General features: G+C 38.0%; 15 protein-coding genes. 7 read left to right on the top strand and 8 right to left on the bottom strand.

Annotated features, from left to right (window positions below; all coding sequences use genetic code 11):
* Positions 1 to 21: 21 nt before the first annotated feature.
* From fliS to EHQ31_RS04505, 3 genes are read left to right on the top strand one after another with little or no spacing between them, the layout of a single operon-like run.
* Positions 22 to 468 (top strand): flagellar export chaperone FliS, encoded by a 447-nt coding sequence (gene fliS / locus EHQ31_RS04515; protein WP_135569956.1) that lies wholly within the window; start codon positions 22 to 24, stop codon positions 466 to 468.
* Positions 469 to 484: 16 nt separating this feature from the next.
* Positions 485 to 898 (top strand): flagellar protein FlgN, encoded by a 414-nt coding sequence (locus EHQ31_RS04510; protein ID WP_135569954.1) that lies wholly within the window; start codon positions 485 to 487, stop codon positions 896 to 898.
* Positions 877 to 1,407: a J domain-containing protein gene (locus EHQ31_RS04505; RefSeq protein WP_135569952.1), complete on the top strand. Its 531-nt coding sequence runs from the start codon at positions 877 to 879 to the stop codon at positions 1,405 to 1,407. The genes EHQ31_RS04510 and EHQ31_RS04505 overlap by 22 nt, the downstream gene beginning before the upstream one ends.
* A gap of 110 nt (positions 1,408 to 1,517) precedes the next feature.
* On the opposite strand, the gene EHQ31_RS04500 is transcribed toward EHQ31_RS04505, so the two are convergent.
* The 6 genes from EHQ31_RS04500 to EHQ31_RS04475 all read right to left on the bottom strand — a co-directional run bounded on the left by EHQ31_RS04500 (position 1,518) and on the right by EHQ31_RS04475 (position 6,736).
* Positions 1,518 to 2,819, bottom strand: a complete 1,302-nt coding sequence (locus EHQ31_RS04500) for a TRAP transporter large permease (RefSeq protein WP_135569950.1) — start codon at positions 2,817 to 2,819, stop codon at positions 1,518 to 1,520.
* Complete coding sequence (locus EHQ31_RS04495) at positions 2,819 to 3,514, bottom strand: TRAP transporter small permease (RefSeq protein ID WP_135569948.1); 696 nt, start codon at positions 3,512 to 3,514, stop codon at positions 2,819 to 2,821. Before EHQ31_RS04495 ends, EHQ31_RS04500 begins: the two co-directional genes overlap by 1 nt.
* Positions 3,515 to 3,535: 21 nt before the next feature.
* On the bottom strand, positions 3,536 to 4,543 hold the full coding sequence (gene dctP, locus EHQ31_RS04490) for a TRAP transporter substrate-binding protein DctP (RefSeq protein ID WP_135569946.1): 1,008 nt from the start codon (positions 4,541 to 4,543) through the stop codon (positions 3,536 to 3,538).
* Between the two features lie 20 nt (positions 4,544 to 4,563).
* Positions 4,564 to 5,466, bottom strand: coding sequence for a TRAP transporter TatT component family protein (locus tag EHQ31_RS04485; RefSeq protein ID WP_135569944.1), 903 nt, complete (start codon positions 5,464 to 5,466; stop codon positions 4,564 to 4,566).
* A 170-nt stretch (positions 5,467 to 5,636) separates the two neighbouring features.
* On the bottom strand, positions 5,637 to 6,119 hold the full coding sequence (locus EHQ31_RS04480) for an LIC11661 family lipoprotein (RefSeq protein ID WP_244247263.1): 483 nt from the start codon (positions 6,117 to 6,119) through the stop codon (positions 5,637 to 5,639).
* Positions 6,116 to 6,736, bottom strand: a complete 621-nt coding sequence (locus EHQ31_RS04475) for a DedA family protein (protein WP_135569942.1) — start codon at positions 6,734 to 6,736, stop codon at positions 6,116 to 6,118. The genes EHQ31_RS04480 and EHQ31_RS04475 overlap by 4 nt, the downstream gene beginning before the upstream one ends.
* Before the next feature lie 49 nt (positions 6,737 to 6,785).
* Between EHQ31_RS04475 and EHQ31_RS04470 the strand changes: the two genes are divergently transcribed.
* Positions 6,786 to 7,946 carry a deoxyguanosinetriphosphate triphosphohydrolase gene (locus tag EHQ31_RS04470; RefSeq protein ID WP_135569940.1) on the top strand — a complete coding sequence of 387 codons (1,161 nt, stop codon included), beginning with the start codon at positions 6,786 to 6,788 and terminating at the stop codon, positions 7,944 to 7,946.
* A gap of 104 nt (positions 7,947 to 8,050) precedes the next feature.
* Here the strand turns inward: EHQ31_RS04470 and EHQ31_RS04465 are convergent, their stop codons facing one another.
* Both EHQ31_RS04465 and argC read right to left on the bottom strand, forming a co-directional pair.
* Entirely contained in the window at positions 8,051 to 8,647 is a 597-nt protein-coding gene (locus EHQ31_RS04465; protein ID WP_135569938.1) for a nucleoside phosphorylase-I family protein, read from the bottom strand.
* Positions 8,634 to 9,656: an N-acetyl-gamma-glutamyl-phosphate reductase gene (argC, locus tag EHQ31_RS04460; RefSeq protein WP_135569936.1), complete on the bottom strand. Its 1,023-nt coding sequence runs from the start codon at positions 9,654 to 9,656 to the stop codon at positions 8,634 to 8,636. Before argC ends, EHQ31_RS04465 begins: the two co-directional genes overlap by 14 nt.
* A gap of 183 nt (positions 9,657 to 9,839) precedes the next feature.
* On the opposite strand from argC, the gene EHQ31_RS04455 reads away from it, so the two are divergent.
* The 3 genes from EHQ31_RS04455 to EHQ31_RS04445 all read left to right on the top strand — a co-directional run bounded on the left by EHQ31_RS04455 (position 9,840) and on the right by EHQ31_RS04445 (position 16,450).
* Positions 9,840 to 10,403: a Tll0287-like domain-containing protein gene (locus tag EHQ31_RS04455; protein WP_135569934.1), complete on the top strand. Its 564-nt coding sequence runs from the start codon at positions 9,840 to 9,842 to the stop codon at positions 10,401 to 10,403.
* 23 nt (positions 10,404 to 10,426) lie between these two features.
* Complete coding sequence (locus EHQ31_RS04450; protein WP_135569931.1) at positions 10,427 to 13,144, top strand: PAS domain S-box protein; 2,718 nt, start codon at positions 10,427 to 10,429, stop codon at positions 13,142 to 13,144.
* A gap of 144 nt (positions 13,145 to 13,288) precedes the next feature.
* Entirely contained in the window at positions 13,289 to 16,450 is a 3,162-nt protein-coding gene (locus EHQ31_RS04445) for an efflux RND transporter permease subunit (protein ID WP_135569930.1), read from the top strand.
* The last annotated feature ends 10 nt before the right edge of the window (positions 16,451 to 16,460 follow it).

Raw genomic sequence — 16,460 nt, 5'->3', positions numbered from 1 at the left:
GGGAATACTCAGGAGAAAAAAATGTCGCTTGCGAGAAAAACCGGTGCCTCTGCTTACAATGAATACAAAGCCAATGAGATATCTACCGTTAGCCAGATCAAACTGATTGTGATGCTCTTTGACGGTGCCATCCGATTCCTCGGTGTAGCCAAGGACAATATGACTCCCCGAAAATATGATGTGGTGAACAACAATATCATCAAAACCCAAGATATCATTACAGAACTTCTACTCTCTCTCAATATGGAAGAGGGAAAAGAAGTGGCAAACAACCTCTTGTCCTTATATGTTTATTTAAAGAAAAGATTGCTCGAAGCCAATATGCGTAAGGATAAAGAGATCATTGAAGAATGTATCAAAATCCTGATTGAGTTAAAAATGTCTTGGGAAGAGTTAGAAAAAAAAGACGCTCCCAATCCAAATACAACTTCTGGCGCACGTCCCACTGGAATTTCCATTACTGGTTAATCGACTAGAGAAATTTATGATTTCATCGAAACAAAGTACCAAACAACTTTTACAAAAGAAGATTCAATTTTTGGAATCACTCATAACCAATCTCAAACGGGAAGAGGAATTACTTTCTTATCGAGATGCTGATTCTGCTGTGAAGTTGGAGTTTAAAAACGAAACTCTAGTGAAAAATCTAGAAGAAGTTGATCGTAAACTTTGGGAAAGGCAGGAAATGGAAGTTTACACAGAAGAGGAAATTGCGATTTCTGAAACTGTATTTGAAAGATTGGATGAAGCCAGAAACTTACAACAAAAGGTTCAAGAATTACTTGTTTTTGAAATGAATGAGAGTAAAAAAGAGTATTGGGAATTCAGTATCAAACGTAGATTAAAATCACATTTGATTCAGTCTTCCGGCCTCTCATGGACAAAAAATTACTGTTAAATGATTCTCTTCATTTTTTAGGACTTGGCCCTGGGTTCACAGAATCGGAACTCAAAGAATCCTACCATAAACTCGCCAAAAAATACCACCCTGATTCAGGAGAATTTACAAGTGATATAATGTTTTTGGAGTTGAATAAACATTATGAATCCTTAAAGGATTTCCTTTTAATCCACCCAGAAGAGGAGTCTTTTACACCTAGCGGTCGAGAGGATACTGACTTTCGGGATAAAAAAAATCCACATATCAAACCGTCCAAAGATCCAGTATTTCATGAATACAAATTAGCTAAGGAAAAAGAAACGGAAGCGATTTTAAGTTATTATGAAAAACGAAACCTGCATCCCATTGAACTTTCAGAAATCGCAAACAAAGAACTTGTACAGTTACGAAAAGACTTAGAACCTGTTTTATCAGTATACGCAGAGATTTTAAAAAAACATCCCACAAGCCTTTGGGCCAGTGATGCCAAAGATTCCTTGGAACGACTTCGTGTTTGGTGGAGTTAAAAAAAAACGCCAGAGAAAAACTCTCCGGCGTTTTCGAATTAAGGACTCTTTGTTTGCGAATCGTTTATTTCTTCACAAAATCAAATTACCTTTGTATCTTTTTTTTAATCTTACGGTGTAGGTGCTGCTGCTTCTCCACCGAGGAGACCTAAAGAAATTTCTGGAATCCAACTGATAAGCATAAGTCCAATGAGAAATAGTCCCACAATAGGAGCTACCGATTGGATCACTTTACCTAACGGTTGTTTGAAGATTCCTGATGCCACAAATAGATTCACTCCCACAGGTGGTGTTAAGTAACCAATCTCCAAGTTCACAATCATAATGATTCCAAAGTGTACTGGATTGATTCCATAATTGACAGCCATTGGAGCAAGAAGTGGTGCTAATACAAGAATCGCACTCATAATATCCATAAACATTCCCACGATGAGTAACAAAATGTTCACACCAATCAGGAAGGTTACAGGACTTGAAATGAGTTCTGACATGGTCGCAACGAGATTTTGCGGAATTTCGTTTTCGATCATGAACTTGTTTAAACTCACAGCAAGGATTAGGATGAGGAAAAGAATCCCTAACATCTCAGCACTTTCGGCCATGATTTTGGGAATCTTAGGAAAACTAAGTTCTTTGTGGATAAACACTTCTACAAGGATGGCATAAAATACAGCAATGGCTGCTGATTCTGTAGCAGTGAAGAATCCTGAGTAAATTCCCCCAAGAATGACCACTGGCATAAGAAGGGCAAGAACTCCTTCTTTCCATGCAGTGCGAATTTCTGGCCAGTCCCATTTTCCACGACCTACGTTTCCGGCACGAAACACGGAGTAGATCATAAGAAGCGACATGAGTAAAATTCCAGGACCAATCCCTGCAATGAAAAGATCAGTAACAGAAACTCCCACCATAATTGCATACACAATCATTGGAATACTTGGAGGAATGATGATCCCAAGAGTTCCCCCTGAAGCGAGTAGACCCATTGAGAATTGTGTAGGGTATCCTGCTTTAGTAAGAGAAGGATACATGAGTCCACCGATCGCAATGAGTGTTACAGGAGAAGATCCAGAAATAGCAGCAAAGATCCCACAAGAAAAAACACCTGCGATGGCAAGTCCTGCAGGGATTGGTGCTGTCATGGCTTGTGCAATTCGAATGAGTCGTCTTGCAATACTACCATGAGTCATTAAGTTTCCCGCAATGATAAACAAAGGAATCGCAAGAAGGATTTCTTTATCTCCCGCAAAAAACAAATCCCCAATGATACTATTGAGTTCATGGAAAGACTCAAGAGGTGGATCTGGTAAAAAGTAATAACAATACACAGTGATGGCACCCATAAGTACAATGAGTGGTTGTCTGAGTAAAATTAAAGCAAGTAAGAGTAGGAGTATTCCCCAAGAACCCATTATTGATTCCCCCGTGAATTAGATTCGGAAAGTTCTTTTTCCGCAAGTTCCAAAGCTTCTGTGGCTTCATTGATGTCGGAAGGAATGAGGGCAGGAAAAATTCCATAACACAAATGTCTAAATCCCATAGAGAGAAAGATATATGGGAAAATCATCTGAACTTTCCACAAATGAATTTCTGTGACTGGATTCACTTCATCTAAACTGATACTTTCTAGAACATAAATGACAGATAGGTAAGCGAGGAATAAAAAGAAAAAAGAGATCACCCACTGTTCGATTACCTTAACATAAGGTAAAAGTTTTTTTGGTAATACTTTATCTGCAATTTCTGGACGAAGGTGAGAACCTTTGGCACTTGCAAGTGCAGATCCAAAAAGACCACCCCATAACATAAAATAGAGAGAAAGTTTTTGTGCCCAAATGATTCCACCAAGGCCTAACCACTCTAAAAATCCGGAGGTTCCTCCGTGAATGGATTCTGCAATGTAAACACTCCAATCACCAACAAATCCGGCAACGCTAGTGTTCGGATAGGCTTCTGAGATTTCCATAACCCAACCTAGAACTTTATCGATGACTTCCCTTTTGGAAACGTCAGCAATCATGAGAAGAGTGAGCAGAAGGAAACAAATTCCTCCCGCCCATTTCTCGCCGAAACTCAAAGTATTTAGAATTCGTTCGACGAATTTCATTTATCTATATCCTTCCTTAACTTATCCGCCGCAAGCTGCTTTCGCTTTTTGGATTTTATCGTAGATCATTTTAGACTGACCACCGATTTTTCCAACCACTTGGCTTGAAACTGCATTCGCAGCAGCTTTAAATCCAGCTAAATCAGCATTAGAAGGTTCGTACACTTGAACATCTGCTTTTTTAAGAGTAGCAATCATGTTCTTTTCGATCGAACGAACTGCTTGTCTTGCACCTGGAGCTAGTTTATTTCCTTCACCCATAAGCGTTTTCTTTTGTTCGTCATTCAGAGTGTCCCAAAACTTTTTGGAATATAGGATGGCAGCTGGTTGGTAAATGTGGCGAGTTAAAGTAAAATATTTAATCGCTGTTTGCCATTCTGCTGCCAAAGTAAAGAGAGGAGTGTTATCGAATCCTTCTACCACACCTGTTTGGAGGGAAGGAAGAACTTCTGGGATCGCAATCGGAATTCCACTCACACCTAATTGTTTCCAATAGGCAATATGAACCGGAGACTCTTGGATTCTAATTTTGATTCCTTTTAGGTCATCAGGAGTTTTGACAGGAGCGGATTTTGTCCCAATGGAACGGTATCCATTTTCTGCCCAAGTCACAAAGATGAGTCCTTTGGATTCAAAAAGTTTACGAAAGTCTTCTTGTAAGTGATCATCAAGAACACAGTCTGCTTGTGCATAAGAACTAAATAGGTAAGGAATTTCCAAAACATTGAGTTCTTTGACTGTATTGGCAAGAGCCCCTGCTGTGAGGCCAGCACCTTGCAGTTTTCCACGGATGACTTGTTGGAGGATTTCATTTTCTCCACCCATTTGTCCACCAGGGTAAATTTTAAACTTAATTTGACCTTGAGATTCCGTTTCAATTTTCTTTTTGATTTTAGCAAGTTCGTTTGCCCACGGAGATCCTTCCGGTGCCACGGTTGCTAATTTAACGGTTGTTTGAGCAAATAATCCCCCACTGATGGTGAGGGTTATACTTACACAAACTAAATACTTTAATTGTTTTAAAAACATCTAGTTCTCCTAGTTAATGTCTATAGTTCTTCGAGTAATTTCTTAGCTTTACGTTGTTCTACGATTTGATCTGCTTCGATTTCAGGAAGGGAAGCTGCTTTGCCTTTGATGACAAATTCTAATTGTTTTTTGAATTTGTCTTCATTTCCTTTGAGGCGGCTTTCTGCATACAATACACGTACGGCAAAGTAGTTAGGGTGTTTTGCAATTGCTTCTTCGAACAATTTGTCCGCTAGTTTTTTATCTCCTGTTGGAGAAAGAGCGTTACTTGCGGCATCGTATCTAAGGGTTGCTGAGTAAAAATACTCTTTACCCATAGTTTTTTCGATTTCTTTTGCACGGTTGATCATTGCAGAGAATTTAGAACGATTGGATAGTAGAGTTGTAAAACCTACCATTCTTGACCACTTTGCAAGAGATGCATATCTCCAATAAAGAGCATCAATATCTTGTGGTCCAAGAGCATCCAAAGCCTTTTCGATCTCTAGTTTTTCTTTCACAACTTTGTCACGAAATTTTGGGTTCATCGCAAGAGCGGCTTCACACCAAGTCACTGCGGCATCGTAATATTGAATGGATTCTTCTTTTACTTTTTCATCTGTATCGGCATCACCTGTAAGTTTTAGCCAAAGATGTCCGTCACTTAGTAGATAGTTTCCACGGCAGAGTAACACTTTTACGTCTGCGTATTGTGGGTTCTCTAAAGCAAATTTTTCTAAACCAACAAGGGCTTGTCTTAGGTCTTGTTCGTTTTGACGGTTTTTCCAGAGTTTTTCAAGGTCCGCTGGAAGTTTTGCTGGGGTTGTTGCTCTTTCTACATTTGAGTCAGAGATTTTTACCGATCTTGATTTTCCACAAGCAACCACAGACAAAAGTACAAGACCTGCTATTGCTATTTTTGACCAATGTTTTGTTTGGTACATTTTGTATCATCCTCCAAAGATTTTTGGGATGGAAACATCCCTTTCTATTTGTATCCTCATGGTTGGAATTTGGGGCAAAAATTTAGAAAAATTCTAAAAAAAGCACAAAGAATTCCCATGATTTCGGAAAAAAATACATGCATTTGACTTAAATGCAAGAAAGTTTTATTTTAAGGGACAATAAGAGTGTTCGAGGAAGGGGAAACCTTAAACGAACTACTGCTATTTTGGAGATTGACAGCTAGGCCCAGAGTTCGCATGGCAATATAGGTTCCGGGTGTAAGTGTTGCAAAAAACCGACAACTGACGCCTGTGGCATTGTCTTTGGTGGATGGATCAATTTCAAACGTGTATTCGACTGGTTGGACAATCGTCGAAGACGCCAAAACACAATCGGTTCCTAAATTGAGATCAGTGGGGTTTTGGACTTCTTTTTCTGAAATCCCGGTGTAAAGACGGTATCCTTGGAAGATAAACTCTGGGTTTTGGGCTCTCACTTTGATGGTAAAATTGGAACTTCCGTTACTAGTAATAGATATAAGTGTGGGAGGGGCCTGGACAGAAGCGGTAGTGGAATAGTTAGTACAGCTAATTCCCGAAAGAAATACAAAAACCACTAAGATGTAACGAGAAAAATAGGAATCTAAACTCATTTTTTTCCTCTTTCTTCGCGGTGTTTCCTCCGCCACCATAGGAAGGCAAAGATAGAAATAGCAAGGGCCACGAGTCCAAGGATAATACTTTGACCACCACGAACCCAAGCCATCAGTTCATCAAAATTATGAGCAAAATAATACCCCAAGTAAACCCAAATGGGGACAGAGATGAGAGCTGCAAATCCGTCGGTTATTAAAAATAATAGGAAAGTAATTTGTTTGGAAGTGCCTGCGGTAAAAAATATAGGCATTCGAAGTCCTGGCATAAACCGTCCGAAAAAGACCACCCAACGACCATATTTTTTGAATTGTTCACGCACTTTGTCAAATCGTTCCGGATGGAGGACGGTTCTGAGTACAGGTAGAGTGAGGGCTTTTTCGCCGTAGTAACTTCCTAACCAAAATACAAAACAATCTCCCAGTAAGACTCCCGCCATTCCCACAAAAAACATAATGTGGACATTGGCATAACCTAGGCCAGAGATGACACCTCCTGCAGTGAGAGAAATATCTTCAGGAACCGGAAGACCGAATCCACAAAGGATCAGAATTCCAAAAACGGCAAAATAACCGTATTGCATAAAAATGGAAACTAGAGTTTGTAGAAAGTCCATGAGGGATTTATACTGATTTTATGGTTTCGTTGAAAAAGGAAAGAGATTTATGAAGAAAGGGAGAAACTGGCTCCTAGAGGAAGAAGAAAAAATACTTGCCCCTTATGCTGTCAGTAGTCGAAATCCAGGCGAAAGAGAGTATGCGGAGCCGGATCATCCCTATCGTCTTCCCTTTCAGAGAGATCGTGATCGGATCATCCACTCTCATGCCTTTAAACGTTTGGAATACAAAACACAAGTTTTTGTTTATTCGGAAGGGGACCATTTTCGTAACCGACTCACTCATACATTGGAAGTTGCTGGGATTTCTAAAACCATTTCTAAAGTTCTTGGACTCAACGAAGATTTGAGTGAAACCATTGCACTTGCCCATGACTTAGGACATTCTCCCTTTGGTCATGCAGGCCAAGAGGCACTTTCTGATTTGATGCGAGGCAAAGGTGGATTTGAACACAACAAACAATCGCTCCGTGTGGTCCAGAAATTAGAGCGACGTTACCCTGATTTTCCTGGTCTCAACCTTTGTGGGGAAACTTTACTAGGAATCATGAAACATGGTGGTGATTATGAAAAGTCCGATTTACTTGATGTTAGGCGGGGTGTTGGGCCTTCTTTAGAAGCTATGGTCGTCGATAGTTCTGATGAAATTACCTATAGTGCACATGATTTGGAAGATGGATTGGAAAGTGGACTGCTTACTCTATCCGATGTAAAGGAATTAAAAGTTTGGAAACGAATGGAAGATTCCCTTCTTAAAACAAATTTTTCCGATATAGATTCTATATCTCGTTCGGCAGGAAGAGTTGTTTTAAACCTGATGGTTTCTGATTTAATTGATAGTATAGAATCTAATTTACAAAAATATTCCATAAATTCAAGAGAAGATGTTTCTTTGGCATTTCAAAACCAATGGAAGTTGGTTCAGTTTTCAGAAGAATTTCAAATCGAATTTTTGGAACTTAAATCGTATTTATTTGGAAAACTTTACCGTCATCCTGAAGTTTCGCGCATGAGTGAAAGAGGGAAAGAGACAATTCATTTACTTTTTAAACATTTTGAATCTCATCCGGAATCCATTCCCGAATCGTATCGAAATCGTGAAGAAGAGGAAGGACGAGCACGTATCATTTGCGATTACATTGCAGGAATGACAGACAGGTATGCCATTGAGAAATTAAAACGAGAAGGAATACTTTGGTTTCCATATTAAAGTTTGTATGTTATCAATAATAAAGATATGAGGAAACCAAACACTGATTTTAGTAGAACTTTAGATCAAATGCGTGTTAGTACCTGAAAAATGTTAGTAAGGTTCTAGAAAACGGATAGAATTTTATTTTGTAGGGATTCGGATAGAGTTTTCCAGTTTTTGGCCCATTCGCTGGATCCATTCGGGCCAACAAGATTGGTTACGGCCAAATAAGCGGTGACGGTTACGGAAAATTTAGAAGCAACTTTAGCGATTCCAAAAAGTTCCAGGTTTTCTATTTCAAAATTTTTCCAAGTGTCTACTGGTGGTTGTTTTAATTCTGTTAATGTAATTGTGGTAGGTGCATTACATTTTGCCGTCTGAAAAGATTTATTGGGAACTAGTTCATAAAACTCTGGAGATTCGGGAATCTGTTTCGCTAATTTTAATACATGGGAAAGTTCTTTTGTATAGACTCTACTAGGGGAAACAAAAGATCCAATGGGAATTTCGCTCCATTCATACGCCCCACAAGAACCAAAAAAAACTATATGGTTGATATTTCTGTTTTTAAAAAGGTAATCTGATAGTTGGACTGCGGCTTCTAAATTTCCAATCCCCATTACTTCTAAATAAGGAAATTTACCAGAAGCACTTAGGAGATTAATTTCTCCGTTAAATGCCCCTGTAACAAGTGTTTGGTTTTTATTAAAGGGTAACAAGACCTTCCGTTTCAGGGTAACCATACATTAAATTTAGATTTTGTAAGGCTTGGCCTGCGGCCCCTTTGACAAGATTGTCGAGTGCTGTAACAACAACGAGAGTGTTTCCTTTCATACGAAAACCTAAATCTAAATAGTTTGTGTTTTGAACCTTTCTGATTTCTACTTCTTCTGGAGTTTGATACAACCTAACAAAAGGTTCATTCTCTGCTGCCGTTTGGAATTTTTCCTGGACTTGCTCTATACTAATTCCTTTCGAAAAAGAAATGTAGATGGTTGCAAGAATTCCTCTATAGATAGGAAGTAAATGTGGTGTAAAATGGATTTCTTTTTCTTCTGTTCCTACAAATCCATATTCTTCCATTTCCGGCTCATGTTGGTGAGTTAAAATTTTATAAGCTCTGAAATTTTCATAAACATTGGTATATGCATATTTAATTTCTTCCGTCCTTCCTCCAGCACCACTGACACCCGATTTTGCATCGACAATGACTGGACCTTGGATTTCTTTTCTGAGATTCCCAAGTAGGGCGATTGGCAGAATGGCAGCGGTCGCAAAACAACCAGGATTCGAAACAAAATTTGCATTTTTTAGTTTTTCACGGAATAATTCTGGTAATCCAAAAACAACTTGGTCCATCAATGAAAACTTTGTGTGAGGAAACTGATACGCCTTTTCGAATTTGTTTTGGTTGTGGAGTCGGAAGGTTCCTGAAAGGTCGATTACCTTTCTTCCTTCTTTTAAAAACTCTGGTGCCTTTTCTAGGGAAACTTCATTGGGAGTGGCAAGGACAATTCCAACATCCATAGGAACTGGGTCATCGTGTTTATGAAATACTAAATCTGGCAAATGGCTTAGGTCAGGGAAAACCTCACGAATATGTTTCTCATTTACGTGATTGGATGTGACGTGCACTAACTCGAAACCGGGGTGGTGCGCAAGTAGTTTCGTGAGTTCTTTACCGGTAAGACCACCAGCACCAATGATCGCAATCTTTGTTTTTTTCATAGCGGGAACCAAGGTCAAGAATTTGGGAATGGTATGTGTTGTCAAACGGCTCTGTTCTGGAATTACATTGATTTTTTAAATTCTTCCAGTAATTCAGAGAAGTTTTGAAATCGATTTTCTACTGGATTTACCAGTTGCATAAGAGAAAAAAAGGACTAAGATTCTACTGATAAGAGGTTGGGAATGATCAAAATTTCGATGGTGGCAATGGGATCTTTGGTATCTTTCTTCTGTCTTTTGGCAAACTTCAGTTGTCGAAAGATAGATTATGAGGCAAGGGCACTGGAAATTACCAAAGAAGCCAAAACTAATTTGGTTCAAAAATTAACAAACGCGATTGCTGAGGGAGGCACCAAACAGGCCATCCCGTTTTGCAAACAAAATGTTATGGCTTTTACAAATAACCTCGGAACGAAAAAAGGGGTTCTTCTTCGTCGAATTTCTGACAAACCAAGGAACCCAATGAATCTTGTTTCGGATGAAGAAAAAAGAATATTTTTAGAGATCAGTGCCAACCCGACTCAGGTTGGTGAGTATCCTGTGAAAACGGTATCCACTAATGAAACGGTCACCGTTTATGTTCCGATTCCCACTTCTAGTTTGTGTCTACAATGTCATGGTGAACCCAATGTAGACATTAAAAAAGAGACTTTAGAAGTTTTACGAAAAGAATATCCAGGTGATCTTGCCCGTGGATACCAAGTAGGAAATTTGAGAGGACTTTTTTCCGTGCAGTTTACCAAGTAAAGTTACTATCAATAAAAGTAACAATGAACCCGATTACATTAATTGCAGATAAACAAGAGTTATGTGAACTAGTTTTGGAATATGGTTTACATGGATTTCTGGTATGGGATACATCAATTGGATTAGTGTATCCCAGTCCTGTGGCATCTAAATCAATGGGACTTTCCAGGGAACAATCTTTTCCTGCTGAATGCATTCTGACACATTCTGGGCTTTTGTTAAATACAACTTTCTTTAGTAAAGATACGATCCTTGGTAGAATCTGCTTCGACCCTAGTAACAGTGCTGGTTTTCCATTTCGTTTTCACTCCAAAGAATTTTTTGAATCTGGAAAAAAATATATACTGCTTGTTTTGGATACAATGATTGAAGGATCGAACGATCCAGATCCACATATCATTCAATCAACTGAGTTTTCAAGAGATTTGTTTTCCTCTTCATTCCGTAACTCTAGTATAGGAATGAAAATTGAAAATCCTCATGGCGAGGTGATTGAAGTAAATCCAATTTTCTGCCAGTGGCTTGGATACACAGACGTAGAGTTAAAAAGAATGACGATTTCAGATTTTACTCACTCTGAAGATTTAGATTTAGAACTTTCTTATTTAGAAAAATTAAGTCGGGGATTGATTCAAAGTTTTCAAATAAAAAAACGATACATCACAAAAGAAAACCGATTGATCTGGGCCGTACTAAACAAATCGATCATTCGAGATCATTTAGGAAATCCAGTTTTTTACCTTTCGCAAATTTTAGATATTTCTGAATCCTTACAAGCAGAGATGGAATTACAAAATATCTCTAGATTACTCGATCAAGTCGCTGGCCTTGCAAAAATCGGTGGTTGGGATTTAGATTTAAGAACTAACAAAGCAAATTGGACAAACGTAACAAAACAAATTCATGAAGTCGATGAAAATTATATTCCGAGTGTGGGAGGAGGAATTCAGTTTTTTCAATCGGAAGAAAGTAAACGAAAGATATCTGATGCTGTAAATTTACTTTTAGCAGAAGGAAAAGAATACGATTTAGAATTGGATATGGTCACCGCAAAAGGGAATCAAACTTGGATTCGAACCATTGGACGTGCCGAGTATGAAGCGGGAAAAATCGTTAAAATTTACGGAATCATACAAGATATCAATGAACGTAAAAAATGGGAGATGACATTAGCTGCACAAACTTCGATTTTGTGGTCTTTTGTGGAACATGCGCCTGCCGCCGTAGCCATGTTAGACCAGGAGATGCGTTACGTTGCTCTCAGTCAACGTTGGATTGAAGATTATAAAATTCCCCTTTCCAAAGAAGAAATCATTGGAAAAAGCCATTATGAAGTTTTTCCAAATATTAGCCAGCAATGGAAAGAGATCCACTCTAGAGGTTTAAATGGTGAAGTTTTAAAAAGAGATGAAGATGTTTGGAGGCCGCCTGGTTGGGATAAAGACCAAGTGATTCAATGGGAAATTCGTCCTTGGACTAAACTTGGTGGTGGAGTTGGAGGGATATTAATGTTTACTCGCGATATCACGGAAGCCTATGAAACCAAACTAGAGTTAAAGGCAGCCAAAGAGTTTGCAGAAAAAGCATATAACGCAAAATCAGAATTTTTAGCGAATATGAGCCATGAAATTCGAACCCCACTCAACGGAATTATTGGATACTCTGATTTACTTGCAGAGACATTGGAAGATTCCGCTTATAATGAATATGCACAAATCGTAAAACAATCAGCGCATGCCTTATTAAATATCGTTAACGATGTTTTGGATTTTTCAAAAGCGGAAGCGGGAAAGTTAAAATTAGCTGAAGAGCCTTATAATTTGAAAAAATTAGTTTTAGAGGCAATCAAAATCATGAATATTCAAGCACTCATCAAGGGGCTCGATATTCATTTCCATATTGATGAAAACATTCCTCAGCTTCTCATGTTTGATTCAAACCGATTAAGGCAGATCCTCCTGAATTTACTTGGAAACGCTATCAAGTTTACTGAATCAGGATTTGTTGAATGTAATGTTACTAAGCTGAATTTTTCGGATACACAATCCGTAAAAATTAGAATATCAATTAAAGATACAGGAATCGGAATCGCAAAAGATAGCCAAGAAAAAATATTTGATTCCTTTACTCAGGAAGATTTTTCCACTACACGTAGGTTTGGTGGAACTGGCCTAGGATTAGCAATTTGTAAGCAGTTACTTGCTCTTATGAAATCAGATTTACAATTAAATAGTGAATTGAATCAAGGGAGTGATTTCTATTTTGATATATGTTTACGAATTCCGGAATTTGATCCTCAACTAAAACCAATAGAATCACAAAAAAAGGATGTACAGTTAGATGGTAATGTTTTAGCACAAATAGAGGGAAATTCAAAAATCTTAGTGGTTGAAGATAATCCAGTGAATCTTGGACTAATGCGAAATTTTATTAAAAGGATTCTCCCGGATGTAAAAATTTTAGAAGCGCAAAACGGCGAAGAAGCAATTCAAGTTTTTTTAGAAGAAACGCCTGTCCTCATCCTTATGGACATCCAAATGCCAGTGATGAATGGGTATGATGCAACCCTAGAAATTAGAAAAATTCCCAAAGGTAAAAATATACCGATCATTGCGGTTACGGCCGGGATCATTGCTGGCGAAAGGGAAAAGTGCCTGAAAATGGGGATGAATGATTATATTAGTAAACCCGTACAAAAAGAAAATTTAAAACAGACAATTCTCAAGTGGTTGGAGAAGTAACTGAATTTTAAAATTTAGCTTTTTATGCCGCATTTGGGATAAAAATATTTTTTACTTCCATAAAATCTGTTGTTTTTCCTATGTTTCTTAGAAAATTGACTAGTTAGTCAACATTTTTTAGATTCAATTTTGGGGAAGTAGCGAATGCAGAACATTGCAAAATTCATTACCGATAAAACTCTTATCGTTCAGTTCATTTTAGTCTTACTTGTTTTGATCGGACTTTCTCGTTTACTCTCCATGCATAGGGAGGCATTCCCGAATGTGGCCTTAGATAAAATTGTAATCGAAGCACCACTTCCTGGGGCCACTCCGGAAGAGATTGAGCGATTAGTTGCAATTCCTATCGAAAAGAAATTACGTGCTGTCGCTAAGATTGATAAAATCAGAAGTTATAACTTAGAAAATGTAAGTGTGATTATGATCTTCATTGTTGAGGGGACTAAAAACACAAAAAAAGTTTTGGATGATGTGAAGGACGCTGTAGATTCAGTGCGACTTCCTGATAACGCACAAAAACCTAAGGTGCGAGAAGTCACCACAGAAAAGCAGGAAGTCATCAGTCTTTCCCTTACTTTAAAAGAAAGTTCCAAAGATCCTATTGCCGATTACCGCGTGTTACGTGACACGGCCAAATCATTTGAAGATAGGTTTTTCCAGGTAAAAGAAATTGCCGAAATTGAAAAAATTGGATATAGAAACCGTGAGTTTCTTGTTGAAGTCGATCCAAAGGTTTTAAACGCAAAAGAAGTTGGTTTAAATACAGTTCTTAATGCGTTAGGTTCAAGAAATATCAATATTCCTTCAGGTAGACTTAAAGTCAATGGAACCGAATATCTATTGCGAACAAGAGGCGATTTTGAAGAAGCAAAAGATATGCTCTCAGTTCCTATGTTAGGAAATGAATTTGGGTTTGCCACAGTATTAAAAGATATTGCTAAAGTTGTGGATGGTTTTGAGGAAGAAAAAACCTATGAGAAGTTAAACGGAAAACATAGTATTATTCTTAGGGTATGGAAAACCGACCAAGCAGATATTATCACTACAGCGGATTCTGTAAAATCATTAGTAACTACAATGGAAGGAAACTTTCCAGAAGTTGATATTCAGATTTATGATGACAAAAGTCGTGATGTCCGACGCCAACTGGGCGACTTAATTTTGAATTTTGAAACGGGGCTTGTTCTCGTATTGTTATCTCTTATTTTTATTTTAGGAATGAGATTAAGCATAATGATTAGCGTTGCGATCATATTTATTTTTCTTATCTCATTTATCTTTTTAAAACAGTTTGGGTTTACAATCAATACGATCACGATTTTTGGTATGGTAATGGTATTGGGTATGATGGTAGATAATTCTATCGTTGTTGCCGAAAATACTTACAGGTTAATGCAAGAGGGGATGGAAAGACGAGATGCCATCTTACAAACATTTAAAGATGTTTTAGTTCCTCTGCTTGTATCTTTTCTTGTTATTTCAGCGGCATTTTTCCCACTTTTGTTTATGAGTGGGGTCATTGGTAAATTTATTTTAGGAATTCCTGCAGTTGTCCTTGTAACGCTTGCTAGTTCACTCCTTTTTGCTCTTGTGTTTTTGCCAAATTGGTTAAATCTATTTTTACCAAAAACATTTCAAGGAATCACCAAAAAGAACGAATCGATAGAAGAAAAAGAAGGGGCATTTGGATATGTCATTTCTGCTTACAAACGAACTATGGGATTTGCTTTAAAACATAGAGTTTTTGTTCTCGCTATTTTTACTTTTATATTTTTCTTCACTTTGTTCCTTGCGGGAAGATTTTTACCTTTTGTGATGTTTCCGTCGGGTAGCGAAGAAGATATCGAAGTTAAAATTTGGATGCCCATTGGGACAACACTCCAAAAGAACTTAGAAACCATCGAAAAAATGGAACCTGTCATTACAAAAATGGCAGGAAAGGATTTTGTACATCTTCGTAGTCGGATTGGCATTCATGAAAATCCGATTACTGATCCGAAACCTGGACAAGAGGTTCATAGATCTCACTTAACATTGAAACTCGTGACGGCGGCCGATAGAAAAGAGTGGGGAGATGCGAGAGTCCTTGTAAAAAAAATTCGTGATTATATAGATGAAAACAAAGTATCTGGAAATTTTCCAAAAGATATGATTTACGATGTGAATGCCAAAATCAAAGGCCCGCCTGTGGGCAAACCTGTCAGTTTGGAGATTCGTGGTGCCGAGTTTGGTGTCATCCAGGAAATTGCAGATCTTTATACCAAAGAACTTAAAAAAATGGAAGGAGTTTCTGACATTCGTATTGATTTGGAACTTGGGAAGGAAGAATATCGCTTCTTTGTGAAAGATGAAATTGCTGGTAGAACGGATGTTAGTGCTCGTGATATCTCACGTTCTGTTCGGACTGCTTTTAACGGTGAAGTTGCCTCAACGATTAGCAAAGGGGAAGATAAAATTAATATTTTAGTTAGGTTCCCTGAGAAAGAAAGGCAATCTGTTGCTAGTTTAAATTTGGTAAAAGTTGAAAATAGAAACAGAAGATTGATTCCTTTGAGTCAAGTAGCTTATTTTGAAAAGGATCGTGATTATTCGATGATCAACAGACAGGATTTACAGCGTGTTGTTCGTTTGGAAGCATCTGTTGATACTGATAAAACTACCTCTCTTTTTGTAAACCGCCAACTAAAGGGCCTTGTGAATATTGATAAATATACAGCGAAATCTTATTCGGTGATTTTTGGTGGAGAACAAGAAGATGCAGGTAAGTCATTTCGTGATTTGGGAATTTCCATGTTACTTGCGGTTGCTGTGATATTTGGGATTTTTATAGTGTATTTTAACTCTATAGGAACAACGACAGTGATCATTGGTTCTATTCCATTTGGAATTGTGGGAGTTCTTTTTGCTCTTATGACACATGGAATGCCACTTAGTTTTATGAGTACATTAGCCATTGTGGCACTCAGTGGATCGATTGTTGCTAACACTCTTATCCTGATTACATTCATTGAAGAACTTAGGTTACAAGGAATGTCGATTGAAGATGCCATCATTAATGGTGGTGCCATTCGTTTGCGTCCCATTTTTTTAACAACCATCAGTACAGTGATTGGTCTTGTTCCAAGTGCTTACGGAATTCCGACTTTGGATCCGTTTGTCCAACCGTTATCACTTGCTTTTGGATGGGGATTGTTTTTTGCGACGGGTGTGACTTTGATTTTTGTTCCGGTGTTGTACAGAATCAAAGAAGATTTTAAACATATGTTTTCTAAGATTTCATTTGCTAAGTTTGTCAGAAAAGTTTAGAATCTAGTTG

Origin of the sequence: Leptospira montravelensis, from assembly GCF_004770045.1 — a bacterium.
Classification (GTDB): Bacteria; Spirochaetota; Leptospiria; order Leptospirales; family Leptospiraceae; genus Leptospira_A; species Leptospira_A montravelensis.
This window is presented reverse-complemented; position numbering and strand designations above follow the sequence as displayed.